Origin of the sequence: Corynebacterium kefirresidentii (assembly GCF_016599755.1) — a bacterium.
In the GTDB taxonomy this organism is placed as follows: Bacteria; Actinomycetota; Actinomycetes; order Mycobacteriales; family Mycobacteriaceae; genus Corynebacterium; species Corynebacterium kefirresidentii.
Genome location: NZ_CP067012.1, coordinates 1,430,098 through 1,453,177, shown reverse-complemented (window position 1 = coordinate 1,453,177; position 23,080 = coordinate 1,430,098). Strand labels below are relative to the sequence as shown.

The 23,080-nt window shown below is 56.4% G+C and carries 23 protein-coding genes and 1 tRNA gene; 14 read left to right on the top strand and 10 right to left on the bottom strand.

Features of this window, described 5'->3' with window-relative positions; all coding sequences use genetic code 11:
• Nucleotides 1-7 precede the first annotated feature (7 nt).
• From I6I12_RS07020 to I6I12_RS07010, 3 genes are all read left to right on the top strand, one after another.
• A complete protein-coding gene (locus I6I12_RS07020) occupies nt 8-1,003 on the top strand; it encodes a hypothetical protein (protein WP_200287540.1) in 996 nt (331 codons plus the stop codon).
• Nucleotides 1,004-1,130: 127 nt separating this feature from the next.
• Nucleotides 1,131-2,003 carry a ParA family protein gene (locus I6I12_RS07015; protein ID WP_034668724.1) on the top strand — a complete coding sequence of 291 codons (873 nt, stop codon included), beginning with the start codon at nt 1,131-1,133 and terminating at the stop codon, nt 2,001-2,003.
• 6 nt (nt 2,004-2,009) lie between these two features.
• Nucleotides 2,010-2,807 (top strand): segregation and condensation protein A, encoded by a 798-nt coding sequence (locus I6I12_RS07010; protein WP_200287539.1) that lies wholly within the window; start codon nt 2,010-2,012, stop codon nt 2,805-2,807.
• Here the strand turns inward: I6I12_RS07010 and I6I12_RS07005 are convergent.
• Nucleotides 2,804-3,370 carry a GNAT family N-acetyltransferase gene (locus I6I12_RS07005; protein ID WP_200287538.1) on the bottom strand — a complete coding sequence of 189 codons (567 nt, stop codon included), beginning with the start codon at nt 3,368-3,370 and terminating at the stop codon, nt 2,804-2,806. The two genes, I6I12_RS07010 and I6I12_RS07005, sit on opposite strands and share 4 nt — an antisense overlap.
• An 88-nt stretch (nt 3,371-3,458) precedes the next feature.
• Here I6I12_RS07005 and scpB point away from each other — a divergent pair, with 88 nt between their 5' ends.
• The 5 genes from scpB (at nt 3,459) to I6I12_RS06980 (ending at nt 8,790) form a co-directional block, all read left to right on the top strand.
• Nucleotides 3,459-4,013: an SMC-Scp complex subunit ScpB gene (gene scpB / locus I6I12_RS07000; protein ID WP_023021604.1), complete on the top strand. Its 555-nt coding sequence runs from the start codon at nt 3,459-3,461 to the stop codon at nt 4,011-4,013.
• A 55-nt stretch (nt 4,014-4,068) separates the two neighbouring features.
• Complete coding sequence (locus I6I12_RS06995) at nt 4,069-4,980, top strand: pseudouridine synthase (protein WP_005329503.1); 912 nt, start codon at nt 4,069-4,071, stop codon at nt 4,978-4,980.
• Nucleotides 4,980-5,675, top strand: a complete 696-nt coding sequence (gene cmk / locus I6I12_RS06990) for a (d)CMP kinase (protein WP_200287537.1) — start codon at nt 4,980-4,982, stop codon at nt 5,673-5,675. Before I6I12_RS06995 ends, cmk begins: the two co-directional genes overlap by 1 nt.
• Complete coding sequence (gene der, locus I6I12_RS06985) at nt 5,668-7,248, top strand: ribosome biogenesis GTPase Der (protein WP_200287536.1); 1,581 nt, start codon at nt 5,668-5,670, stop codon at nt 7,246-7,248. The genes cmk and der overlap by 8 nt, the downstream gene beginning before the upstream one ends.
• A gap of 156 nt (nt 7,249-7,404) precedes the next feature.
• Nucleotides 7,405-8,790, top strand: coding sequence for an anaerobic C4-dicarboxylate transporter (locus tag I6I12_RS06980; protein ID WP_049360916.1), 1,386 nt, complete (start codon nt 7,405-7,407; stop codon nt 8,788-8,790).
• Here I6I12_RS06980 and I6I12_RS06975 read toward each other — a convergent pair.
• Nucleotides 8,787-9,593, bottom strand: coding sequence for a class I SAM-dependent methyltransferase (locus tag I6I12_RS06975; protein WP_200287534.1), 807 nt, complete (start codon nt 9,591-9,593; stop codon nt 8,787-8,789). The genes I6I12_RS06980 and I6I12_RS06975 overlap by 4 nt on opposite strands.
• 37 nt (nt 9,594-9,630) lie before the next feature.
• Here I6I12_RS06975 and I6I12_RS06970 point away from each other — a divergent pair, with 37 nt between their 5' ends.
• Genes I6I12_RS06970 through I6I12_RS06960 form a run of 3 tightly spaced genes read left to right on the top strand, consistent with a single transcriptional unit; the run spans nt 9,631 to nt 13,759 of the window.
• The gene (locus I6I12_RS06970) at nt 9,631-11,061 is read left to right on the top strand and encodes an ABC transporter transmembrane domain-containing protein (protein WP_200287533.1); all 1,431 of its coding nucleotides are present in this window, start codon (nt 9,631-9,633) and stop codon (nt 11,059-11,061) included.
• Nucleotides 11,061-12,803: an ABC transporter ATP-binding protein gene (locus I6I12_RS06965; protein ID WP_023021597.1), complete on the top strand. Its 1,743-nt coding sequence runs from the start codon at nt 11,061-11,063 to the stop codon at nt 12,801-12,803. The genes I6I12_RS06970 and I6I12_RS06965 overlap by 1 nt, the downstream gene beginning before the upstream one ends.
• Complete coding sequence (locus I6I12_RS06960) at nt 12,800-13,759, top strand: CE1 family esterase (protein WP_200287532.1); 960 nt, start codon at nt 12,800-12,802, stop codon at nt 13,757-13,759. The genes I6I12_RS06965 and I6I12_RS06960 overlap by 4 nt, the downstream gene beginning before the upstream one ends.
• Here the strand turns inward: I6I12_RS06960 and I6I12_RS06955 are convergent.
• Complete coding sequence (locus I6I12_RS06955) at nt 13,756-15,015, bottom strand: site-specific DNA-methyltransferase (protein WP_200287531.1); 1,260 nt, start codon at nt 15,013-15,015, stop codon at nt 13,756-13,758. The two genes, I6I12_RS06960 and I6I12_RS06955, sit on opposite strands and share 4 nt — an antisense overlap.
• 358 nt (nt 15,016-15,373) lie before the next feature.
• Between I6I12_RS06955 and I6I12_RS06950 the strand changes: the two genes are divergently transcribed.
• Both I6I12_RS06950 and I6I12_RS06945 read left to right on the top strand, forming a co-directional pair.
• Nucleotides 15,374-15,547 (top strand): antitoxin, encoded by a 174-nt coding sequence (locus I6I12_RS06950; RefSeq protein ID WP_005324698.1) that lies wholly within the window; start codon nt 15,374-15,376, stop codon nt 15,545-15,547.
• A gap of 204 nt (nt 15,548-15,751) precedes the next feature.
• On the top strand, nt 15,752-17,134 hold the full coding sequence (locus I6I12_RS06945; protein WP_200287530.1) for a hypothetical protein: 1,383 nt from the start codon (nt 15,752-15,754) through the stop codon (nt 17,132-17,134).
• Nucleotides 17,135-17,180: 46 nt separating this feature from the next.
• Here the strand turns inward: I6I12_RS06945 and I6I12_RS06940 are convergent, their stop codons facing one another.
• The 4 genes from I6I12_RS06940 to I6I12_RS06925 all read right to left on the bottom strand — a co-directional run bounded on the left by I6I12_RS06940 (nt 17,181) and on the right by I6I12_RS06925 (nt 20,681).
• Nucleotides 17,181-17,789: a response regulator transcription factor gene (locus I6I12_RS06940; protein ID WP_200287529.1), complete on the bottom strand. Its 609-nt coding sequence runs from the start codon at nt 17,787-17,789 to the stop codon at nt 17,181-17,183.
• Nucleotides 17,782-18,771, bottom strand: coding sequence for a sensor histidine kinase (locus I6I12_RS06935; protein ID WP_234288095.1), 990 nt, complete (start codon nt 18,769-18,771; stop codon nt 17,782-17,784). The genes I6I12_RS06940 and I6I12_RS06935 overlap by 8 nt, the downstream gene beginning before the upstream one ends.
• 155 nt (nt 18,772-18,926) lie before the next feature.
• Nucleotides 18,927-19,718, bottom strand: coding sequence for an ABC transporter permease (locus tag I6I12_RS06930; RefSeq protein ID WP_200287528.1), 792 nt, complete (start codon nt 19,716-19,718; stop codon nt 18,927-18,929).
• Nucleotides 19,719-19,757: 39 nt separating this feature from the next.
• On the bottom strand, nt 19,758-20,681 hold the full coding sequence (locus I6I12_RS06925) for an ABC transporter ATP-binding protein (RefSeq protein ID WP_200287526.1): 924 nt from the start codon (nt 20,679-20,681) through the stop codon (nt 19,758-19,760).
• Between the two features lie 91 nt (nt 20,682-20,772).
• On the opposite strand from I6I12_RS06925, the gene I6I12_RS06920 reads away from it, so the two are divergent.
• Nucleotides 20,773-21,345, top strand: coding sequence for a cadmium resistance transporter (locus I6I12_RS06920; RefSeq protein WP_200287524.1), 573 nt, complete (start codon nt 20,773-20,775; stop codon nt 21,343-21,345).
• Between the two features lie 37 nt (nt 21,346-21,382).
• Here I6I12_RS06920 and I6I12_RS06915 read toward each other — a convergent pair.
• The 3 genes from I6I12_RS06915 to I6I12_RS06905 form a co-directional block, all read right to left on the bottom strand.
• Nucleotides 21,383-21,456 (bottom strand) — tRNA-Pro (locus I6I12_RS06915).
• Between the two features lie 71 nt (nt 21,457-21,527).
• Nucleotides 21,528-21,917, bottom strand: a complete 390-nt coding sequence (locus I6I12_RS06910; RefSeq protein ID WP_023021590.1) for a YchJ family protein — start codon at nt 21,915-21,917, stop codon at nt 21,528-21,530.
• A complete protein-coding gene (locus tag I6I12_RS06905) occupies nt 21,917-23,068 on the bottom strand; it encodes a bifunctional alpha/beta hydrolase/OsmC family protein (protein ID WP_200287522.1) in 1,152 nt (383 codons plus the stop codon). The genes I6I12_RS06910 and I6I12_RS06905 overlap by 1 nt, the downstream gene beginning before the upstream one ends.
• Nucleotides 23,069-23,080 lie beyond the last annotated feature (12 nt).

Sequence of the window (23,080 nt, the reverse complement as noted above, 5' to 3'; positions counted from 1 at the left end):
GACATATATGTTTTCTACTCGTGTAGCCGGCGCGGTACTTTCTACCGCGTTGCTTTTCCCCGCGGTGGCGCAGGCACAGCTGCCACCGGAGGTAGAAGCCGCTATAGCCGCGCCTATCCCGGTTCCGGCCGGCGAAACCACGACCGTGAGCCTGCCAGTGCCGGCCGAGGCGAGCTACTCGGGTGATGGGTGGAACGTTTCTGCCTCTGGTACCTCTGCTACCATCACCGCCCCACCAGAGGGCGGCCAAATCTCTGTTCCCGTCTCCGCCCAGGGTATGAATGCAACTCTCACGCTGGTAGCCGATGGTTCGGTGGAGCAGGAAGACATTCAGGAAGAAATCGACGGTGCAGAGGGTGCTCCAGCGCCGAGCCCGGCACCGAATAGGCCGGATGACGGCGGCAATCCGCCGGCAGACAAGGGGGCCGAAGGTGGGGCGGAAAAGCCCGCGCCGGCGAAAGAGAACGAAAATCTCCCGGTAGTCCCAGGCGAAAAACCGGAACGTAAGTCGGCAGGGGAAGCCAACCTTGAAGGTGCGGAATACGTCAACCTTGAATCTCATATCGAAGGCAATACGATTACCGCGAAGATGGGGCTCAAGCAGGCCTACGACCTCTACCAGCAGTTTAAGGACACGGAGGAAAACGACGTTAAGCTGCGCTACCTTGATGGTGAAGGCAATATTATCCAAGGCGTAAAGCGCGACGTGGATGCTTCATCACGTACCCTCACTCTGACGTATCCAGAGGGGGAAGCGCCTGATAATCCCTTCATTATGCAGTTGCTGCGCAACGATGGCTCTGGTGCCGCCCTCATCGTCACTTTGCAGGACCCTAATTATCAATCTGCGTCAGAGAACCTCGATAAGCGGCAACAGGAAGAACCCAAAGATGATAATGAGAGCTCGCATATGGGCTGGATTATCGGAGGGGCAGCTGCGGCGATACTTATCGTTCTGATCGCTCTAGTGGCCGCAATCAAACGACGTTCTAGTCAACGCTAAAAGCTTGATATAAACTAAGTCTCGGTACCTTCTTGCTGTAGCGGGTACGCTTTAATGACAACGTTGTAATCAACCCTAAGCCAAGTGTCATGGTCCAGAACTTGGCGTCAAGGAAGCAGGTGTGACTGTGAGCGAAGAGGGTCTCTTTTCTGCCTCTGATGTAGAGGTGGGGCTGACCGGTCGTCCTATCCGCGAGTTGCCAGAACCCGCACCCTTGGAAAAGCATGGGCCGGCCACCATTATTTCGATGTGTAACCAAAAGGGCGGCGTGGGTAAGACCACCTCCACCATTAATATGGGAGCCTGCTTGGCTGAGTATGGCCGTAAAGTCCTCTTGGTTGACCTTGACCCGCAGGGTGCGCTTTCGGCAGGTTTGGGGCTCACACATGATGATATCGAGGACACTATCTATGACGTCATGCTCGATAGCCATACCTCTATTCACTCCGCTATCCAGCACACTGGGGTAGCAGGCCTGGATTTGGTACCGGCGAATATTGACCTTTCTGCTGCGGAAATTCAGATGGTCAATGAAGTAGGCCGCGAACACACGCTAGCTCGGGCCCTGCGCCCAGTGCGGCGCGATTATGACTTCATCATCATCGACTGCCAGCCCTCCTTGGGGCTGCTTACCGTCAACGCGCTTGCCTGTTCCCAGGGCGTGATCATCCCAATGGAGTGCGAGTTCTTCTCCCTGCGTGGTTTAGCGCTATTGACTGACACGGTGGAAAAGGTCTCTGACCGTATCAACTTTGATCTTGAGGTCATGGGCATCTTAGTGACGATGTTTGATCGCCGCACGAAGCATGCTCGGGAAGTTATGTCCCGTGTGGTGGACTATTTTGGCGATAAGGTCTTTGACACCGTAATTACTCGGACCGTTCGTTTCCCGGAAACGTCAGTGGCCGGAGAGCCGATTACTACGTGGGCGCCAAACTCTCCTGCTACGCAGCAGTATCGCAACCTGGCCAAAGAGGTCATTGAGCGCTCGACCGTTTAAGGTATCGTGACCCAGCCGGAGATTACGGGCTTTCGCATTGCACTGCGAAATTTTGAGGGCCCATTTGACCTGCTTTTGCAGCTTATCCAGTCCAAAAAGATGGACGTAACTGATGTTGCGCTTTCAGAGGTAACGGACGAGTTTGTCGCCTATACGCGGCAGCTGGGCGAGTCTGCGGATTTGGATGAAACCACTGATTTTTTGCTGGTGGCAGCGACGCTTTTGGACTTAAAGGCGGCGCGGCTCCTGCCTCGCGGTGATGTCGACGAGATTGAAGACTTGGAACTGCTGGAGTCGCGCGACCTTCTTTTTGCTCGTCTTTTGCAATATAAGGCCTATAAACTAGTAGCGGACCAATTCGCGGAGTGGCAGCGCGAGGCCCAGCGGAGCTATCCGCGGGCGGTAGCTATCGAGGAGAAGTTTGCGGAGCTACTGCCTCCTGTCTCCCTCGGCCATACGCCAGCCAGTTTCGCAGAGCTCGCCGCGGGAGTCTTCCGCCCAAAGCCGCCGGAAGAAGTGGCCACCGGCCACGTGCACTCCGTGGCGGTATCGGTACCAGAGCAAGCCGGCAAGATCCTGGAAACCCTAAAGCTACTGGGCGCCGGTCAATGGATGAGTTTTGGTTCCCTGACCCGCGATTGCACGGTTTCTATGCAAGTTGTGGGCCGTTTCTTGGCTCTTTTGGAGTTGTACAAGGCCAAGGCGGTTGACGCACAACAGGAAGAAGCGCTGGGCCAGTTGGACCTTTCGTGGACGGGTTTGGACGTTGACCCAGCGGTAGTTGCCGCCGCGAACTGGGACTAAGGACGCTGCTGGATAAACTTCAGCGTCTCGGGTGTCAGCTCGCGGTCAGAATAAACGCGTACGTCAGGCTCATCTGGGTTGTCCTCGGTGCCTACGCGGCGGCCTTCCCACACTTCTTGGAGTCCTTGCTTTTCAATGACCCGGATCGCTGCTGGGTGGTTGGTCGTCACTCGGGCGGTGATGGGGGATTCAGGATCAACCTGGTGAATGCTCTTTAGCGTCGCCGAAGTGATCTCTGTAGCAAATCCTGAGCCCCAGTGAGCAGGGCGGAGGCGGTATTTGATGTCCCAGAAATTTCCGTCTTCGACAAAAATGGCCCCACCAACTCCGACGAACTCAGAAGGATTATGGCGCATGTAGGCGGCCCATGGTCCAAAATGGTGGGCTTCCCACGACTGGGAGGAGGATTGCGCGAATGCACGGGTGGTGCGGATATCGGCAAAGCGCCCGTTGGGTCGGTGGCTCCAAATTCGCCCGTCGCTGTAGACCTTGTGGGTCTCTTCGATATTGGCAGCGGATAGTGGGATGAGAATGAGTCTGTCGGTGCGTGTAATAGTTTCCATGGCAATATGTTATCCGACTCACAATAGGAAGTGAAAGTGATTTAGGAAATCTCAGGCATCGTTTTACGCTGCAGTAAGCTTGGCTTCTATGGACCTTCCCCTCATCTCGCAGCTTCGTTCCCGCCTTGAGTCAATCTTGCTCGTGCTCGATTCCCCAGCTTCGGTGGAGTCCTTGGCGCGTGCTTTGGGGGCGGAAAGGGACGTCGTCAGTGATTGCCTGCGCGCTGTCCAGCGCGAGCTGAATGATCGTGGTTCTGGTATCGAGTTGCGCGAGACCCAAGAGGGGTGGCGCTTTTATACGCGTTCCGAAAACGCAGGCGCGGTAGAAGAATTCCTATTGGATGGCGCCCAGACAAAGCTCTCGCGTGCGGCCCTGGAGACGTTGGCGGTGGTAGCCTACCGCCAGCCCGTAACCCGCCAGCAGGTTGCCGCTGTTCGCGGCGTCAATGTCGATGGTGTTATGCGGACCCTAGGCCTGCGCGGATTGGTGCGGGAGCTGCCGCAGGATGATTTTGAAGGTGCCGCGCACCGCTATGAGACGACGGAATTGTTCCTCGAGTTATTAGGGATTGATTCTTTGGAGCGCTTGCCGGACTTGGCGCCGCTATTGCCTGACGTGGAGGCGATCGACGAGGAGTACTAGCGTGGGGTAAGATTGCCCAGGTAATTTCATATCTTCGAGAGAAAAGGACACGTACGTGACTCCTCCCGCTCGCCGTGACGGCACACCGGATAAGAAGCAGCGAGACAGTGACATCATTGTCTCTAATGCTAAGCCGGCCCGTCACCAGCATGTGTCAAAGAAAAAGCAGAAGGCTACTGCAGAATCCGTAGCCCGAGAACTGGGCGCCGATTGGCTGGTCGATGAAGACAAGCCTAAGGGGGAACGTCTCCAAAAGGTGCTCGCTAAGGCAGGCGTTGCTTCTCGTCGCCACGCTGAAATCCTCATCGATGCCGGCCGTGTTGAGGTCAACGGCAAGATCATTTCCAAGCAGGGCGTTAAGGTAAACCCCTCTGTTGACGTCATCCGAGTAGATGGTGTGCGCGTTAATGTCAACGAGGAGCACGAATATTTTGTGCTCAACAAGCCGCGCGGCATGCAGTCCACTATGTCTGATGACTTGGGCCGCCCGTGCGTAGGCGACGTGGTTTCGGAAAAGGTTGCTGCTGGCCAGCGTCTTTTTCACGTAGGCCGCCTCGACGCCGATACCGAAGGTCTGCTTATTCTCACCAATGACGGCGAGTTGGCTAACCGTTTGATGCACCCTAAGTATGAGGTGACGAAGACCTACCTCGCCACTGTTTTGGGTGAGGCCGATCGGAAGCTTGTGCGACAGCTCAAGGAAGGAATCGAGTTGGAGGATGGCCTGGCAAAGGCAGATTTTGCGCAGGTTGTAGATACCAACCAGGGATATTCTTTGGTTCGTCTTGAGCTGCACGAGGGGCGCAAGCACATTGTGCGCCGCATGTTGAAAGAGGCGGGCTTCCCCGTGCAGCGTTTGGTGCGTACCAAACTTCATACGGTGCAGTTGGGCGATATGAAGCCCGGCGGCCTACGTGCTCTCAATTCCAGCGAATTGACTAGTTTGTATAAGGCGGTGGAGATGTAATGATTTCTAATATGCCGAATCAGGGCCTCATCTTAGCTGTGGATGGCCCTTCTGGGACTGGTAAGTCGACCACGTGCCGCGCCCTAGCCAAACAACTCGATGCAAAGTACATCGACACTGGTGCCATGTACCGTGTAGCAACTCTTGCAGTGTTGCGTAAGGGAGTGGACCCTGCGGATACGTCCGCGGTGATTGCCGCTACAGCCGATCTGCCATTGGAAGTTTCCGATGATCCAGATTCCACCGAGGTTCTTCTCGGCGGCGAGGATGTCGCGCGCGTTATTCGGGAAGACGAAGTCACTCGCAATGTCTCCGCCGTATCTGCCATTCCGGAAGTTCGGGAAAACCTGGTAGCCCTGCAGCGCAAGCTAGCCCGCGAGGCACACCGGGCTATTGTAGAAGGGCGCGATATTGGCACCGTTGTGCTTGCTGATGCCCCTGCTAAAGCATTCATGACCGCCTCTGCTGAAGTCCGAGCCCGCCGACGTCAGGCGCAGAACGAAAGGGCAGGAATCGCTTCAGACTACGAGACGGTACTCGCAGACGTGCAGCGCCGCGATGCGGCAGATTCTTCACGCAAAACCTCGCCATTGCGCCCAGCAGACGATGCAACCTTAGTTGATACCTCGGATATGAGCCCTGAGGATGTCATACAGGCTTTGATTAACGTGGTAAAGGAGTCGGTCAATGACTAAGCACGATCCCCAGGAAGAGTCGGAGACTCAGTTCCATTACCCGGCCGGAAAGTTCGATGATGAGGTGGTAGAAGCCTCTCCTGGTTGGGCCGCTGATGACTTCAATGCCGAGGAGTTTGACTATGAGTTCGATGACTCGGAATTCGGCGAGGCCGATTTTGGTGAAGAAACAGAAGGGGAAGAGCCGCTAAGCGAAGAGGAATGGGAGGAACTCTCCCGTGCTTTTGGTGTTGAGTCCGATGATCACACCGAAGAAGCTCTGTGCACGGTAGCCATCGTGGGTCGCCCTAATGTGGGCAAGTCTTCTTTGGTCAATCGTTTCCTTGGCCGTCGCGAAGCAGTGGTAGAAGACCACCCGGGCGTTACCCGTGACCGAATCTCCTATGTAGCGGACTGGAATGGGCAGCGCTTTTTGGTACAAGATACCGGCGGTTGGGATCCGAACGTCAAGGGCATCCATGGCGCAATCGCTCGCCAGGCAGAGGTGGCGATGGAAACCGCTGACGTCATCGTCATGGTGGTAGACACTAAGGTGGGAATTACTGCGACGGATGAGGTCATGGCCCGCCGCCTGCAAAAATCCCCCGTGCCGGTGATTCTGGTATCGAATAAGTTTGATTCCGATAATCAGTATGCGGATATGGCCGAGTTTTATGCGCTGGGCCTGGGCGATCCGTGGCCGGTATCTGCTCAGCACGGCCGCGGCGGCGCGGATGTGCTCGATGAGATTTTGCGGGTATTTCCGGAAGAGCCGCGGCAGACCGCGATTACTTCTGGTCCGCGCCGCGTCGCTTTGGTGGGCAAGCCTAATGTGGGTAAATCCTCCCTGCTCAATAAGCTGACCAGTGAAGAGCGCTCCGTGGTGGATAATGTCGCGGGCACCACCGTGGATCCGGTGGACTCTTTGGTACAGCTGGATGAGCAGCTGTGGAAGTTCATTGATACTGCCGGCCTGCGCAAGAAGGTCAAAACCGCGCAGGGACATGAGTACTATGCCTCCTTGCGTACGCGCGGCGTTATCGATGCTGCCGAGGTCTGCATTATGCTTATCGACGCCTCTGAGGAGATTTCTGAGCAGGATCAGCGCGTGCTTAATATGGTGCTAGAGGCAGGCAAAGCCCTCGTTATCGCATTCAATAAGTGGGACCTCATGGATGAGGACCGCCGCTACTACCTTAACCGCGAGATCGATCAGCAGCTGAGCCACCTACCGTGGGTTACGCGTGTGAATATTTCCGCCGAAACGGGCCGCGCCCTGCAGAAGCTGGAACCTGCCATGATCGAGGCGCTGGAAAGCTGGGACCAGCGCGTGTCTACGGGTCAGTTGAATAACTGGTTGCGTGAGGCCATCGCAGCTAATCCTCCGCCGATGAAAAATAACCGCCTGCCGCGCGTTTTGTTCGCCACGCAGGCATCCACGCAGCCGCCGACGATTGTCTTGTTCACGACAGGATTTTTGGATGCGGCCTATCGCCGCTACCTTGAGCGCAAGTTCCGTGAGCGTTTTGGCTTTCATGGAACGCCCATCCGCATCGCAGTGCGAGTGCGGGAGAGGCGCGGCAAGAAGCGCTAGCAGTATGCCCGTTACGCTGGGATTATAGCATTCAGGCGAGCGATTTTTGCACTGAAAACGGTGTGAGAATTAGCTCGCCTGTCCGTTTATGTCCGTTCATGTGGGGATCGATAGGATATAACCAGTTATAGATCCTCTCGTGATGGAAGGCTTTGTATGTTAGCCAGCGTAATCGCGCCAGATTCAATTCTGGCCATCGTGCTCCAGATCATCATCATCCTTAGCGCCCTGCTCTTGGGCACTCGCTATGGTGGCATCGGGCTGGGACTAATCTCCGGCATCGGTCTGATGCTCATGGTCTTTGTTTTCGGCCTCGCCCCGGGCGAGCCTCCGGTGTCAGTGATGCTGACCATCATCGCAGTCATTGGTTGCGCGGCTACCTTGCAACAGGCCCGCGGGTTGGAAGTGATGATGCAATTTGCCGAAAAGTTCCTTCGCGCCCACCCAGAGCGCATCACCATCCTCGCGCCGCTTACTACCTGGTTCTTGACGGTCCTATGCGGTACGGGCCACGTGGTGTACACGATGTTTCCGATTATTGAGGACATTGCGCTGAAAAAGGGCATCCGCCCAGAACGCCCGATGGCTGTCGCCTCGACGTCGGCGCAGATGGGTATTACGGCCTCTCCAGTGTCTGTGGCCACCGTGTCCTTGGCGTCTATCATCGCGGAAAATGCCGGCGCTATCGACCACGCCTATTCCATCCCGCAGATCCTGATGGTGGCTCTTCCAGCGTCACTTTCTGGCGTCATTCTTGCCGCACTGTGGTCGCTGCGCCGCGGCAAGGACTTGGACGAGGATCCGGCATTCCAGGAGCGAATGAAGGATCCGGAGTTTGCCGAAAGCATCAACCAATCCACTGGGTCGCTTATGGATGAGGAATTTTCGCCGGAAGCAAAGCGTGCGGTAGTTATCTTCCTCGTCGCTATCGCCAGCGTTGTCGCCCTCGGTGCCTTTGAATTCCTTCGCCCGCTTGTTCCGGGAGATGATGGCGAGCTAAGCCCGCTGTCTATGAACCTGGTTATCCAAATGGTCATGCTGGTAGCCGGCGCAATTATCTTGCTCAGCTGCAAGGCAGACCCAAAAAAGATCGCTTCCACCCCGGTGTTTAAAGCCGGCATGACCGCAGTATTCTCCGTGTTCGGTGTGGCCTGGATGGCGGATACCTTCTTCGAAGCCCATATCGACGCTTTGGAATCCAACCTGGGCTCCGTAGTGGAGGCCGCCCCATGGGCCTACGCCGTGGTGCTGGTCATCGTGTCTAAGCTGGTGAACTCGCAGGCCGCGGCCTTGGTTGCAATTGCTCCGATTGGCCTGCAGCTGGGCATCGACCCTGCCATCATCGTCGGTTTCTACGGCGCGGCCTACGGCTACTTCATCTTGCCCACCTACCCCTCGGACCTTGCCTGCATTGGCTTTGACCGCACGGGAACGACGCACATTGGCAAGTTCGTCATCAACCACTCCTTCCTGATTCCCGGCGCCATCTCGGTATTTACTTCCTGCGTCGTGGGCTCGCTCCTAGCGCAGATCCTGCTTTAATCCGACTCCCGTACCAGCACAAAGGCATCCGTGCGGTACGGGATGTGCAGTTTTCGTCCGGGCGTATATCCCAAGTGCTCGTAGAGGTACCAGTCCAGGTTGTGGGTCATGCGCTCATGGATGGCTTCGCCGTTGCGTAGCCAGTAAGACCGGGTATGCATTAGCTGGTGAAGTTGTTCCGGGGTAAGTTCGTGCTCCCAGGTCAGGCGGAGTTCTCGCTCTAAAGACCACGGCGCCGTATAGTCCGGGTAGAAACCCGGTTTATGTACATCGCCAGAGTGCATAATGCGAGAAAGCCGCAAAACCCATGGGTCGGCATTGACATCGAGCGTATTCCAGACCAAGAGGATTTTTCCGCCCGGCGCGAGGACGCGGTCAAGCTCTGCGCAGGCGGCTGCCACATCAACCCAGTGCCAGGTTTGGGCGAGGCAGGCTGCGTCTAAGGAGGCGTCGGCAAGCGCGGTGTTTTCGGCCGTAGCACGCAGGACCGGCAGGTGTAGACGGGAAGCGAGAACTCCCGCCATATCGGCGGAAGGCTCCAAGGCTATAACCCGCTCATTGGGAAGGGACTCAGTGAGCTTTCCGGTACCTGCACCTATATCAGCTACGGTGTGGGCAGGGGCGATAAGGGCAGTGACTTCGTCCGGATAGCCAGGGCGTACATCGTGGTACGTGCTAGCGCCGCGGCGGAAGGCTTGGGCGGAGGCGGTGCGTTGCGCGGCAGTGCGGAAACCGGGGCCTTGCTTCGTGGAGGCCTTGCGGTAGCTAGGAAAGTGACGGGGATCTGGGCGGCGAGTCGACATAGCTCATCTAACCTACCGCGAATTAGAATGGCTGCCTATGAGGACACTTCCCGCAGCATCAGATCCCAGGTGGCTGCTGAAGACGGTCTTTTCCCGCCCTGCTCTTACTGTGCCGGCAGCGCTATGCATGGTTGTGTCCTTTCTGCTTAACGCCACCACCCCAGTGATAGTGGGCCATGCCATCGATGAAGCCGTGGAGCAGGGATCCATCCACCGGCTGGGGCTATGGCTAGCGGTATTAGTAGCCGCATTCGGTCTTAATGCCCTAGCCGCCTGGTACGGGCGCGGGCTGAATGCCCGAGCCATGTTGGTAATTGGCCACGATGTCCGCATGGCCATCACGGATAGGATTCAAGACCCGCGTGGAATGGCGGGCAAGCCCCGCAGCGCCGGCGAGTTGCTGGCTATTGCCTCCACGGACGCTAGGCGGGTGCAGAATGCGGTGATGATGACGGTATTCCCCGTCGCAGAGATTAGCGCCATTGTGTATGTGGCTATCATGACCAGCCGCATCAATCTACCCTTGGGCATTGCCATTTTGTGTGGCGGCCCGCTCGTGGTGTCGGGCTCGGTGCGCGCGGCACAGCCACTGCGCGCCCGCTCAGGAATCCGCCAGGCGGCGTTGGCCAAAGCCAGTGCAATGGCCACCGATCTGGTGCACGGCCTTCGGATACTCAAAGGCTTGGGTGCGGTAGCAACGGTGAGTATGCGCTATGCCCAGGCCTCTGACACTGCCTATGAGCGAACGGTAGACGCCAATGCCTCCCAAGCGCGCCTCAATGCTGCTACGGAGATTTTGGGCTCGGTGTATGTCATTGCGGTGGGCCTTGGGGCAGGTGCGCTGGCAATGCATTCCACTATCAGTGTGGGTGAGCTTATTACGGTTATTGGTCTGACGCAGTTCGTCATCACGCCGATGACGATGTTGGGACGAAATATTGCCTCGCGCTGGGCAGCCGCGCAGGCAAGTGCTGCCCGCATTACGGACGTCCTTGCCGCTCCCAGCGTGGAAGGCAAGAAACCGCAGCTTCCGGCCCTCGCCCCTGGAGTGAGCGTGGTGGCCGAGCCTGTCCCAGGTGATCTAGTTTTTCTGCCGCGGGAGCGTTTCCTTGTTGCTCCGCACGATACGCTGCTTTTTGAGGGAACCGTGCAGGAGAATATTTCTTCCGATAGCGCGGTTGCCAAACGGGCGCTTTACACGGCCGCGGGGGAAGATATCCCGGGTGGTTTAGATCGCGAGGTGGGGGAGGGCGGCCGGAATCTTTCCGGGGGACAACAGCAGCGCGTGGCGCTAGCACGAGCAATTGCGGCGGACCCTGCGGTCCTTGTTTTAGCCGATCCCACTACCGCCGTGGACTCGGTGACTGAGCAAGTCATTGCGCAGCGGGTAGCACACCACCGCGGTATAAAGCCAACACTCGTTTATGCCGCTTCGCCGGCATGGACTGCTGTGGGATCGAGGCTATGATGCGGTTTCCTACGGCTTCTTGGCGCCAGGTGCGCGAAGAAATTAGCCGGCAACTTTCCGACGTCCCCGGTTCGCGGCTGCAGGCTGCCGTGGCCCTTGCCTTACTCACCGCGGGCGCAAGCGCCAATGTAGCGATCCCGATCCTGCTGGGAAAGATTGTTGATGCCGTCATCACCAAAAGCGCAATTTCTACTATTGGCCTTTCGTTGATAGTGGTAGCCGTCGTCTCCGCAGTGCTCTCCGCAGCGGGGTTCTTTCTTCTCTCCCGCCTTATAGAGCGGGTGATTTCGGCTTTGCGTGAAGACATGCTGTCTACCGCTTTGCGCTTGCCCACACATCGTGTGGAGGAAGCGGGCACCGGGGATTTGGTCTCTCGCTCTACCGATGATGTAGCAGAGCTCTCGGCAGCGGTCACCGAGACCGCACCAGTGTTGGCCAAATCTGCTTTTGCCATCACCACCACCGGGGTGGCGCTGCTTAGCCTCAATTGGCAATACATACTGGTAATAGTTGCAGTTACGCCGCTATATGTAGTCGCCGCTTGCAGGTACCTGCACCGAGCCCCTGGCCGCTATGCCGACGAGCGTGCGGCCATGGCTGAGCGCGCGCGCAGGCTTCTTGAGGCGATACGAGGGCGAAAGACCGTGCGCGCCTTTGGACTGGAAGGGCAGATGCATGCCGGCATCGAACGTGCCTCCGCGCAAGTGGTAAAGGATGGCTACGCAGCACGTAAAACCATGATGGTTCTACAGCTGTGGATGACTGGCATCGAGCTCACCATGCTGTGCTGTGGTCTTGGGGTGAGTTTTTGGGCGGTGCAAACGGGAGCACTCACGGTTGGCGCCGTAACCTCAGCCATGCTTCTGCTCATCCGTTTGCGGGGCCCACTCATGGGATTGATGCGGGTAATCGACACCGTACAATCCGGCTACGCCTCGCTGTCTCGCATAGTCGGGGTCGTCGTTGACCCGCCGCGGGCGGTGCCGGATTACGGCGCTCCAGCCCCATACGGAGAAGCCGAAATGCGAAATGTGAGTTTTAGCTACGGCAACGGTGGCTGGGCTGTACGAGACATCAGCCTCAATATTCCTGCCGGGCATACGGTGGCTTTAGTCGGAGCCTCCGGCGCGGGTAAGACTACCGTGGCCGCACTTTTGGCTGGCTTGCGGGTTCCTGAGGAAGGAAAGGTCTTGGTCGACGGGGTAGAGGTAGCACTTCTTTCGGACGCTGAGCGCGTGGCGCGATTAGCCATGATCTCCCAAGAGGTACACGTTTTTTCAGGCACCCTCCGCGAGGATCTTTCTTTGGCTGCCCCTCAGGCAAGCGACGCACAGATGCTTCAAGCACTCGACCGGGTGGGCGCACGCTGGTTTGCGCAACTAGACGAGGGCCTAGATACGGTTATCGGCTCACAGGGAGTCCAATTAGATCCTGTGGCGTCCCAACAACTCGCGCTAGCACGAATATTGCTTTTGGACCCGAAAATCGTCATTATGGATGAGGCCACTGCGGAGGCGGGTTCGGTGGGAGCCGAAGCCCTCGAAAAGGCCGCCATCGAAGTCACCCGTGGGCGTTCGGCGTTGGTCGTGGCGCATCGGCTCGACCAAGCAGCACGGGCGGATAGAATCATCGTGATGGATAATGGCCGCGTGGTTGAACAGGGAAGTCACCACGACCTGCTAGATTATGGTGGCCGTTATAAGCACTTATGGGACGCATGGCAGAAGGGAAGACAAGGATGAACGCGAGGTCACTTCGGGCCGTGCTCGGTGCGGTAACTGTGTGTTTCCTTGCCGCTGCTGGCACTTCGTGTTCTAGCGAATCAACAGAGTCCCCGCACGCGGCAGAGACCACCAACACCGTTAACCTAGGAATCCCTACCTCCGCACCCTTGAACGGCCCTGAGCCGGGCTCTTTTAGGACGATCAACCTGCCTTCCGGGCGTTCCTTTATCCTCAGTGTGCCCAAAGACTATTCTGGGGATAAAAAATGGCCTATCGTCCTCGCCTTTCACGGGTGGGGTCAGTCTGCCGAAAACCTCCGTGGTTATTCTCGTCTTGATGCTGCAGATGCCATCATGATTTTCCCAGAAGGCAAGAAAAAGGCGTGGAGCCCCGCTCCATATGCCAAGACCTCGACAACGGAAGATAAGAAGTTTGTGCGGGAAATAATTGATGCGGTCCGCGCTACTTACCGCGTAGATGATGGTCGAATTTTTGCCACCGGTATGTCTAATGGCGGCGGATTCGCTGCCTATCTGGCCTGCCAGATGCCCGATACCTTCAAATCCGTTGCCACCGTTTCCGCTGCCTATTATGAAGACATTCTGAAAAACTGTGCGCACTCTCCCGTCGGGCGGCTGGATATGCACGGCACCGTAGACCCTGTGGTGGGCTATTACGGAGGCACTCGCCACAAGACCAAGTACTACTCCGTGGAGTCCGTGCTGGAACAGGACCGCAAACGCAATGGTTGTTCGACCAAGGTCGATACCACCCGCTTGGTCAATAATGCGCTCGATATGAGGTGGAGTGGTTGTACCGCACCGCTCGAACATATCCGTATCGCCGGGGGTTCGCACGTGTGGCCTGGAGGCACGGCGGACGCGCATAACGAGGTAGGTAGGTTCTTCGCTACCGATCGCGTCTTAGATTTCTTCGGAATTCCTGGTCGTCCTGCCGGTACCGCACAAACCTAGCTCTGCTTAAAGACCTGAAAGGTAGCACCTGGAACCTTGCGCACCCTTTCCATGCAAATATCTGCAACGGTAGAAAAACCAGCGCGGTGAGCCGTGCTACGCGGGGAGGTAGGCTCCGGAATTTGCGCTAGATGGAAAGTCCTGGACCCCCCATCTTCGGCGTTGAGCTCTATAACCGCCTGCGCTGTGGTGCCGGACCCAGCAAAGAAGTCTAAGACGCGAGCATCCTTGCCACCACCAATGGACAGAAGGTGTTTAATCAGGCGTACCGGCTTTGGAAAATCGAAGATGCCCTCTATACCCATTGCTTCTTCCGCATCGCGTCGGCCGGTGCGGGTCACTCCAAAGCGCTCGCCGTCCAGGATCGAACGTGGGCGTGCTCCTACCTTCTGGTAGTTCTTGGTGTAGACAAACCCTCGACGGAAAACCAGCTCATCGTAGAACTGTTCCACCTTGTCGAGGCTCCATCGCCAGCGAGCGACCTTTTTCTTTCCCACCGGTTGGTCTGGCCAATACTCCTTTCCATCGGGCCCTGAAATAGGAAAATCTAGAGAAGGAAGGTACCCAAGGGTTTTAGAATCTAGGCGTACCAAGGAGTATTTTCCCTTGTCATCCTCATGGTTATATTTAGTGGAGGTATGACCTTGGATATCGATATTGAAACCGGGGTTGTCTGGAGTTCGGGCGTAACACAGGATGTATTCGTGCTCTACCACGGCGTATTTTGCATCATTTTTGCCAGTACCGGCCTTCTTCCAAATCAATTGGCCGGCAAAGCATCCCTCGCCAAACACCTCATCGAGCACCTTGCGGGTATTGGCTACCTCGTCTTCACCAATGGAGACGAAGATGAACCCCTCAGGGGACAGTACTTCACGAGCCAAAATTAACCGGGGGAGCATCATCGAAAGCCATTCCGAGTGCCATTCCGCATAGCTACCTGAACGCATCTGGCGACGTAAACGATAGTTATCGCGGTAGACGAAGTCTTTGCCCGTGTTATAAGGGGGATCGATATATATGACGTCGAAGACTTCCCGGCGGGCGGCTAGCTCTTTTAAGACTGGAAGGTTATCTGCGGCAAAAATCCTATTGAGGGAGTCACCCGGTGTACTAAGAGTAGAATCGAGCGGGAAATTCCGCGCCAAGGGCGTATGTGCGGCTTCTCGGGCTGCGTCTTTGCCTGGCCAAACTAAGCCAAAAAATTCCCCGCCCGTATCCGGGTGTGATGGGCGCGGTGGGTTAGCAGTAGCCATGGTGCAAAGCCTTTGTCAGGGGAGGAAACGTCAATATCGTCTAACGCTAGCATTCGCAAGAATCTGGGCATTTGGTATTAGCCAAAATGCTGCCGCTGCCTAATAGCATGGGGCTTTGGAGTGCGGCTAAGCCAGTGGCCTGACATGGTCGTCAGGCTGTGGGGGCCTCCATTTGTCATTCTGAGAAGAACTCCGTTACAGAGCGGAATTGCTTTTGGTTTAGCGGAAAAGAATATTTGGTCTAGTGACTCAATCGCTCGATTTGGTGGCATGGAGCTAGAAGTATCGGTACGTTGGGATGTGTTGCCGGACACGGCAATAATTAGACAAAGCTAGAACTAGAAGAAAGGATAACCACATGGGTATCTTCGATAAGGCCAAGGATGCACTGAACTCCGACAAGGGCGAAGAGCTCACCGATAAGGGCTTGGACAAGGCTGCTGACGCAGCTAAGGGCAAGCTGGGCGAGGACAAGGCAGACCAGATCGACAAGGCTCGCGACGCTGCTGATGGCAAGCTCGGCAACGAGTAAATAGCGTTCACCTGCTAGACGGGTGAACAGTTAGTTTTTATTTTGGCCCCAACCCGTCAGGGTTGGGGCCAAAATTGTATCGGGCTTGAACGCAGTGATCTGCAATAGGTCTATCCCAGTGATGTCACCTTTTTGTGGGTGAATTGAACTATAAAATGGGCGAATCGGGCTGAATTTTTGCAGGAAATCGCTAGGATTATTTGTGTGAACAATCTTGAAGGCTCCGTCTCCCACGCGGGCTCCGCTAAGCAGCGCTTGCTGGAGCAGAGTGCTCGTATCCTGGCCAAGGGTGGGCGCGACGCTTTACAGGTTTGTGCTGTCGCGGAGCAAATCGATGTGCCAGTCGATGAAGCTAAGTCCTTTTTTGAAGACGACCACGACCTATATATTCAAACCAGCCGATTCCTGGATGAAAGAATCCGTGTGGCAGCGTTTAAGGCACTAGATAGGTTGCCGGATGATGCTGCGGCTATTGAGAAACTTCGTGAAGTAGCCAAGGTTTACTTTAACTTAGCTATTGAAAACCCGATCTATTTCGCTGCTTATAATAACTGTCAGACGGCGACGAGCTTTCCCAACTTTGAAGACGGCATTGAGCAGGCGGAAAGCTTCGACGCATTTCCTCCCATCTTCCGCTGGGTACTCGAGCACATGCGGGATGCGGCAGTTGCCGCACGGGGCGAGTTTAAGCACCGGCTGGTAGTTATCCAGTCGCTCTCTTTCTTGTGTGAGCTGCAGGGAATTACCCACTTGGCCACGTTTGGAATTATGCGACACCTTTCGCCGACGGCGAAGAAGCAGACCTTTAATGCTTGTCTTGAGACGTTGTTTTCCGGCTTGGAAATTTGCTTGCGCGACGGGCAGATAGCCCCCTTCGAACCAGAGGCGCTTTCTGGGGAACCGCCGGTCCCGTTTACTACTGCTGCAAAGGACATGCCAAAGTGCACGGCGGAGGAAAAGCGCGCAGCCATTTTCCGAGGTGCGGCGGAAGAAATCGTCTACAATGGGCTTCCTAATCTGCATCTGGGCTCAGCAGCTGCACGGGCGGGCGTAGATCTGCCAGATGCCGAGCATCTCTTTGACGGCGATTCTCACCTGTTGCGTGCTTTGGAAGAATCCTTGGATGAAGCTAATACGCTGGCAATCATGCGCCAAAACCAGGTTCTGCCTGAAGGCTCCCACGGACTTGCTTATATCAAGGCAACCGGCTTTGGGTACTTGGAATATGCGCTTGAGGATCCCATTGGGTTTGTTGCCCTCATTGAGGTCTCTAGCCGCTCAATCGTCCCCGTTTCTTTCGACGAGACCGGCGAAACTGAGCAACCATTTGATATGGGCAAGGCATTTACCTTCATCATGAATTTGGTGCGAGATGCCATTTCTGAGTCTAATGGACCACGTTCGCCGTGGATTCTTTTTACTCAGATTGCAGCTTTGTGGGCTTCCATCCACGGCCTCTCGCAGCTAAGTACCGTAGGGGCCTTGCGCTATCACTCGGCTAATTTCTACTTCAACCTGGCTTCTAAGGTGATGGATATAATCCTTCAGGGCATGGTCAATGTGCTCGAGCTAAAAAGGCCCGATTAGGCATATACAAGCAACAGGGGGATTTCAGCACTGGGGCCGCGTTTTATTAAAGCCAACCTTGTGCTTGCGCAATGGTCGCTGCCTCAAAGCGATTTTCAGCCGCGGTTTTAGCGATGAGCGAAGATACAATATTGCGTACCGTGCCATTGCTCAGGTGTACCTTGCGGGCGATCTGGTGAGTTCCGCTACCTTTCAAGACAAATTTTGCGACTTCCTGTTCGCGTGTGTTCAGTGGATTTTCCTGAATGAAAATGGTCTCTTGGGCGAGTGCTGGGTCAATGACCTTGAGCCCGGAGTGCACCCGCCGAATGTCTTCGGCTAGTTTTTCTGGCGGGGTATCTTTGACTACGAACCCGGAAACTCCGGTCTCCAGCGCCCGTTTCACGTAGCCACCGCGGCCGAAGGTAGTGACTATGAGGCTGCGGCAGCCCGTGCCTTGCAGTTCAGCGGCGGCATCTAGCCCGTTCTTGCCGGGCATTTCAATATCCAGCAGAGCAACATCGACGCTATGCTTGGCGACGAGCCCCGCAACCTCCGCACCCGTTGCACACTGTGCCACAACGCTAATGTCTGGCTCTGTTTCCAAGAGAGCAACTAGCGCGCCTCGCACCAATGATTGGTCCTCAGCAATGAGAACTCGAATGGTTTCAGGCATCGCCTACACCTCCGTCGGTGCTAAGAGGAAGAAAGTCGTTGTCTCCGTCCATAGTAACCAAGGCGAGCGTGCAGTCATTGCGGCGCGTAAAAAGCAGCTGCCCGCCAGCTTTTGTCACGCGTTTGCGCAGACCATTAAGCCCTCCTTGGGGACGGAACAGGCTTTCTTCTGCACCGAATCCGCAGCCATCGTCTGCTACCTGCAGTTGGTGGTCTGTCACTTGGACCCAGCAATGGGTGGCACCGGAGTGCCGGACCACGTTGGTGGTCAATTCGCGCAGCGCCCAGGAAAATTCGGCGTCATAAAGACCAGTGGCCTTGGTAGCCGAAGGCAAATAGGGCGCAATACCCGCGGTTTCGAGCGCCCTCCGAGCGGCGTGGATTTCGCCTTCAAAGGTGGGCATACGCATCCGAGTCACTGTGGAGCGGACTTCCGCCAGACCTCGGCGAGAAAGCTCACTTACCTCTTGCAGTTCCTGCCTTGCCCGCTGTGGATCCGTATCTATTAGCCGGCGCGCCAGCTCGGACTTAAGATTAATCACGGTAAGAGAGTGCCCCAAGAGATCGTGAACATCGGTCGCAATATCCTCGCGCTGGCGTGCCAGCTCCAATCGGCGTTCTAGCTCTGCGCGACTATCTTGACGCTGGGAAAAGGTGCCGAGCAGCACTAAAAATATTGGCCAAGCGAAAAGGACGATGAGGACCCAGCCGATATTTTTGGGCGTAAGGTACCAAGTGGCAGCAGCCACCACAGTCCCTGTAAGAAGGGTGAACGCTAAGCTGTGGCGCAAAGGAAGGTTAAAGCCGAGCAATGCCGCCAAGTACGGCGCAAAAATGACGGCAATGCTCCCGAAGAAGACAGTCGACAATACCGCGATGGCTGCAAGTGCAAACCAATACAGCCCGATTCGCTGCTCTACCCGCCATCCGCGGGGGTAGTAGCCTCCAGCGCCGAAAGCGAAGAAATAGACAAGACCGAACACTAGAGCGCACGAAAGGGCCCCGGTTTGATTAGTAAGGGTCATCCCCGGCGCGGCAAAAGTGCTCCCCAGTCCGGGAATGAGGAAGACTAACCACACACTGGCAAAAAGCGCACTTTTGAGGCTGAAACCGCGGAATGGCTCTCGGAGAGATGACATCAGCGCCGAGCTTTGTCGCGGGAGCGTAGCAGGAGACACGCGGTCAGGAAGATTGTCGTCCATACCGTGAAGTTTAGCCACGCCATCCACAACGGGTGCGTAATCGTGCCTTCATCCCCGTTGAGAAACTGGCTTCCTTCTGCCAGAGGCCACTGGGCTAGTACAGCTGGACCGAAAAGGGGAGTGAAGCGGCCCCACTCCATTAGCGGCTTGGTCAGCGGTGTGAACACATTCGCCGCGAAAAGAAAAAGAACGACAGACGTCGAGGCGATTGCGACGGAGTTGTCGGTGGGCAACGCCATTGCCCACACCAAGCCATAGAAGCCCAAGGGAATGGAAACTAGGAGGCAGGAAATGAAGCTTAAGATCCACTGGTGTGGCTGCATTTCCGCATGTGTAGCGGCGCCAGTCAAATATACTGCCGTAATGGGTAGCAGGGCTTGAAAGCCGATGGATATGAGGTTTGCCCATAGCAGCTGGCGTGAGCGTAATGGAGTAAGCGCTAGTTGGCGTGCCCACCCAGTCTTGGCATCGGTGACGGCGGAGCCAGCGGCTGCAACGGAACCAGCGACGCCGCCGTAGAGTGCCATGCTGATCATTTCTAAGGCAGCATAATTACCTCCTTTAAAGGGGGTATCGCCAAAGTCCATCATGGCGCCGAAGAGGAGATAGAAAAACACCGGCAAAATGGTGCTGAAAAATATCGGGGTGAAGTTTCGACGCAGGCGCAGCAGGTTATGGGCAGCAAACCGCAGGGTTCGTGCAGTGGTGGTTGCAGGTTTTATCGTCATGGGAGATTCCTTGTGCAAAGGTTTACTAGAAGTGGCTGGTTAAGGTTGGGGCGCAGTCATCGCTAAAAATGCGTCCTCTAAGGAGCGGTTCCGAATTGTGATGTCGCGCGCCGAGGTGTGGTTAAGGAGGTATCTTGCAAGCGCATCAGAGTCACTGGTTACCATGCGGGCGTAGTCGCCGGATTGGTAAATCTCGGCAGAAATCGGTAGCTCGTCTGTAGAGGGGACTGGCCCTGCGAACCTCGCCTCGACAATGCGCTGGGCCGAATGCTCGCGAAAATCCTGGGCGCTTGCATCCGCACGTAGTTTGCCTTCATGAAGGAGAATAATCCTTTGCGCAAAATTGTCCGCCTCCTCCAGATAGTGGGTGGCAAAGACAATAGTTCGTCCCAACTCTGCCTGGCGGCGCATGGTGGTCCAGAACTCGTGGCGAGCATTAGCATCCATTCCTGCAGTAGGCTCATCGAGCAAGAGAACGCGGGGATTGCCTAAAAGTGCGAGGGCGAAGCGTACACGCTGTTGCTCGCCGCCAGAACATTTGCCCACCTTTCGGTGAAGGATCCGTGTGAGGTCGGCTTGTTCGGCTATATCCCCGACTGGCAGGGGATGCGGAAAGGTGGCGGACATCATCTGCAGGGTGTCTAGGATTGTGAGTTCGGGTAGGAGGCCGCCGGTTTGCAATACGGCACCGATTTCTGAGCCTTGGACGGCGGCCCGTGGGGTGCGGCCAAGCACGGCAATGTTGCCTGCGGTGGGGGTGGTGAGCCCTAGGATGAGGTCAAAGAGGGTGGTTTTACCTGCACCATTGGTGCCTAGGAGCCCTACGATCTCGCCTTGGGAGATGCTAAATGAAACCTCGCTCAGCGCACGGACCGGCTCTGAGCTCCTCGTGGCGAAAGTTTTACTGACTCCGGATACTTTTATGGCTGGCGTGTGTTTAGCCCTAAGGTCTGTCGTGCTCATACCTAAAAGGTATTCGGGGCCAGCAAGAATGGTGAATAGGATCTGTCATGAAATTTTCATGACAAGTGTCATGGCGCGATAGGCTGGGTGAGTGCTTACTACTCTCGCAGCGGCCGCTGGGCTATTTGTGGCCACCAATATCGATGACATTATAGTGCTATCCCTCTTTTTCGCCCGCGGTGCTGGGCGCAAGGGAACAACTGCCGCGATACTGATGGGCCAGTATCTCGGTTTCCTTGGCATACTGGTGGCCTCTTCCGTTGTCGGATTGGGCTTCAACGCCGTTATACCGACCGATCTCATTCGCTACTTTGGCCTCATCCCGTTGTTGCTGGGCCTGTGGGCGGCGTGGCAGGCATTCCGAGGTGAGGATGACGATGAGGATATTTCCGGCAAAAAGCTGAGCACGCTGGCGGTCGCCGGAGTCACTTTTGCCAATGGAGGGGACAATATCGGCGTATACGTGCCCGTTTTTACTACCTCTACGCCGGCCGAAGTAGCAGTTTATTGTGCCGTCTTTCTCGCGCTTGTAGCTCCACTGGTTTGGGCGGCGCGGTTTGTGGCAACTCGGCCTGGAATAGCCGAAGCGCTGGAGAAGTGGGAGAGTGTGCTCTTTCCCGTGGTGCTCATTGCGCTGGGAATCTCGATTTTGCTTGCAGTATAAGAAAAGCCAGCACCGTGTAGGTGCTGGCCGCTATTTGTCGGGCTAACAGGATTTGAACCTGCGACCCCTACACCCCCAGTGTAGTGCGCTACCAAACTGCGCCATAGCCCGCCGTCGCACTGTGCGACTCATCTAGATTACATCAGTAGGATTCTACTGTGAAATTTGGGGTGTAACCTGCGTTAAAGCTCGCCGGTGGAATACACCCACGTACCGTCGAAGCGGCGGAACGAGGAACGTTCGCGCTGCGAACCGACAGCTGCTCCCTTATAAAACGCCTCAAATTCCACTACGCCGGAACTATCCATAAGGCCGCCGCCTTGGGTATCTAGGATATCGAGGCGGTAGAACCTAATGGGGGAGTCTGCCAAGTCGAGGGCCTCAGGTCGAGTGACAGGATCCCACGTGCGCAGCAAGTACTCCTCGTCGCCGGTAACAAAAGCGCTAAACCGGGAGCGCATGAGCGCTTCTGCGGTGGGCGCATTGCTACCGGCATGGTACTTGCCGCAGCACTCGCCGTAGGAAAGGCCGGTGCCACAAGGGCAGCGGCGCGAGGAGTCATAAGCAGGCATTAGTGTGCGTCCACGATGGTGACGTTGCCTAGCATGCGCTCGACATCAGTATCCTTCGCGGCAGAGTGCAAAATTGATACCTCTTCCGCTGAGAGGTTACCGGCGAGTTCGATACGGCGCTCGAAGCTGGCAGGGCCGGTTTGGATGATGCTCACATGGACGTCGTCAAGCGCGAGCTTTTTGCCAGCCTCCTTGATAGCTTGGGTCGACGCCGCAGCGAGGGCAGACATAAGAAGGCCCTCGGCGGTAAAACCCTTGCCCTTGCCGCCGTTCTTTTTAGTGCGGTCGGCGCTAAGGCTATGGTCATTGTGGCGCACGACCACGCCGAATTTGGTGCCGGTAGCCGGCTGCGCAACAGCGGCGTCGGTACCTACTTCTTCCGGCGTGTAATCGGGAACGATAAACTGCTCGGCCCACGCCCCGATGAGATCCGCTGCACGAGCGGCCGTACCTTGCTTGGTGAGCAGGTGGTCGGCCTTGTCGAGGGAGACCAAGGACTTGGGGTAGCGCGTGAGGAGGAAGATATTCTGCGCATTATCGATACCCACGGTTTGGTCGATGGGAGAGTGCAACACCATCAAGGGCTTGCGTAGCTTAGGCAGATATTCCTCGGGGTTGGTATCTGCCAAGTCCTCCAAGAACTTGCGGGAGATGATGAGCCCGCGGCCGCCGAGGACGACTTCTACTTCACCATTGGCGTCGACCTCGCCAATCTTATCCGCGTAGTGAAGCACGGAGTGGGCTGGATCAAACGGGGCGCCGAGGGTAGCTACCGCTTTGAGGGACTTCATGGTCTTAGCTGCCTTCAAAGCGGCGGCTCCGCCCAGCGAGTGGCCCATCAGCAATTGGGGTGCAGAATAGTGTTCCGTCAGCCACGCGGCTGCGGCGTGGATGTCATCGACGTTTTGGCTAAAGGTAGTATCGCCGAATTCACCGGCGGACTGGCCCAGGCCGGGAAAATCAAAGCGCAGCGTGGCGATGCCGAACTCGGTGAGCTGCTTCGCGGTGCGGGCGGCACCAGGGGTATGGCGGGAGCCGGCGAAGCAATGGGCAAAGATGGCGTAGGCGATCGGGGGAGAATCCGGGAAGTCGATGGTTCCAGCCATCTCAGTACCCCGGCTCGAAGGCAGCTTTACATTGACGGATTGCATGAGAACTAGAAT

Excerpts from the sequence above, each read along its gene's own strand:
- I6I12_RS06930 (WP_200287528.1), bottom strand. The coding sequence starts at position 19,718 with ATGACGATAAAACCTGCAACCACCACTGCACGAACCCTGCGGTTTGCT.
- I6I12_RS07020 (WP_200287540.1), top strand. The coding sequence starts at position 8 with ATGTTTTCTACTCGTGTAGCCGGCGCGGTACTTTCTACCGCGTTGCTT.
- I6I12_RS06910 (WP_023021590.1), bottom strand. The coding sequence starts at position 21,917 with ATGCCTGCTTATGACTCCTCGCGCCGCTGCCCTTGTGGCACCGGCCTT.
- I6I12_RS06970 (WP_200287533.1), top strand. The coding sequence starts at position 9,631 with ATGAGGACACTTCCCGCAGCATCAGATCCCAGGTGGCTGCTGAAGACG.
- I6I12_RS06960 (WP_200287532.1), top strand. The coding sequence starts at position 12,800 with ATGAACGCGAGGTCACTTCGGGCCGTGCTCGGTGCGGTAACTGTGTGT.
- der (WP_200287536.1), top strand. The coding sequence starts at position 5,668 with ATGACTAAGCACGATCCCCAGGAAGAGTCGGAGACTCAGTTCCATTAC.
- cmk (WP_200287537.1), top strand. The coding sequence starts at position 4,980 with ATGATTTCTAATATGCCGAATCAGGGCCTCATCTTAGCTGTGGATGGC.
- I6I12_RS07005 (WP_200287538.1), bottom strand. The coding sequence starts at position 3,370 with ATGGAAACTATTACACGCACCGACAGACTCATTCTCATCCCACTATCC.
- scpB (WP_023021604.1), top strand. The coding sequence starts at position 3,459 with ATGGACCTTCCCCTCATCTCGCAGCTTCGTTCCCGCCTTGAGTCAATC.
- I6I12_RS06905 (WP_200287522.1), bottom strand. The coding sequence starts at position 23,068 with ATGCAATCCGTCAATGTAAAGCTGCCTTCGAGCCGGGGTACTGAGATG.
- I6I12_RS06975 (WP_200287534.1), bottom strand. The coding sequence starts at position 9,593 with ATGTCGACTCGCCGCCCAGATCCCCGTCACTTTCCTAGCTACCGCAAG.
- I6I12_RS06925 (WP_200287526.1), bottom strand. The coding sequence starts at position 20,681 with ATGAGCACGACAGACCTTAGGGCTAAACACACGCCAGCCATAAAAGTA.
- I6I12_RS06955 (WP_200287531.1), bottom strand. The coding sequence starts at position 15,015 with ATGGCTACTGCTAACCCACCGCGCCCATCACACCCGGATACGGGCGGG.
- I6I12_RS06980 (WP_049360916.1), top strand. The coding sequence starts at position 7,405 with ATGTTAGCCAGCGTAATCGCGCCAGATTCAATTCTGGCCATCGTGCTC.
- I6I12_RS06940 (WP_200287529.1), bottom strand. The coding sequence starts at position 17,789 with ATGCCTGAAACCATTCGAGTTCTCATTGCTGAGGACCAATCATTGGTG.
- I6I12_RS06950 (WP_005324698.1), top strand. The coding sequence starts at position 15,374 with ATGGGTATCTTCGATAAGGCCAAGGATGCACTGAACTCCGACAAGGGC.
- I6I12_RS06965 (WP_023021597.1), top strand. The coding sequence starts at position 11,061 with ATGCGGTTTCCTACGGCTTCTTGGCGCCAGGTGCGCGAAGAAATTAGC.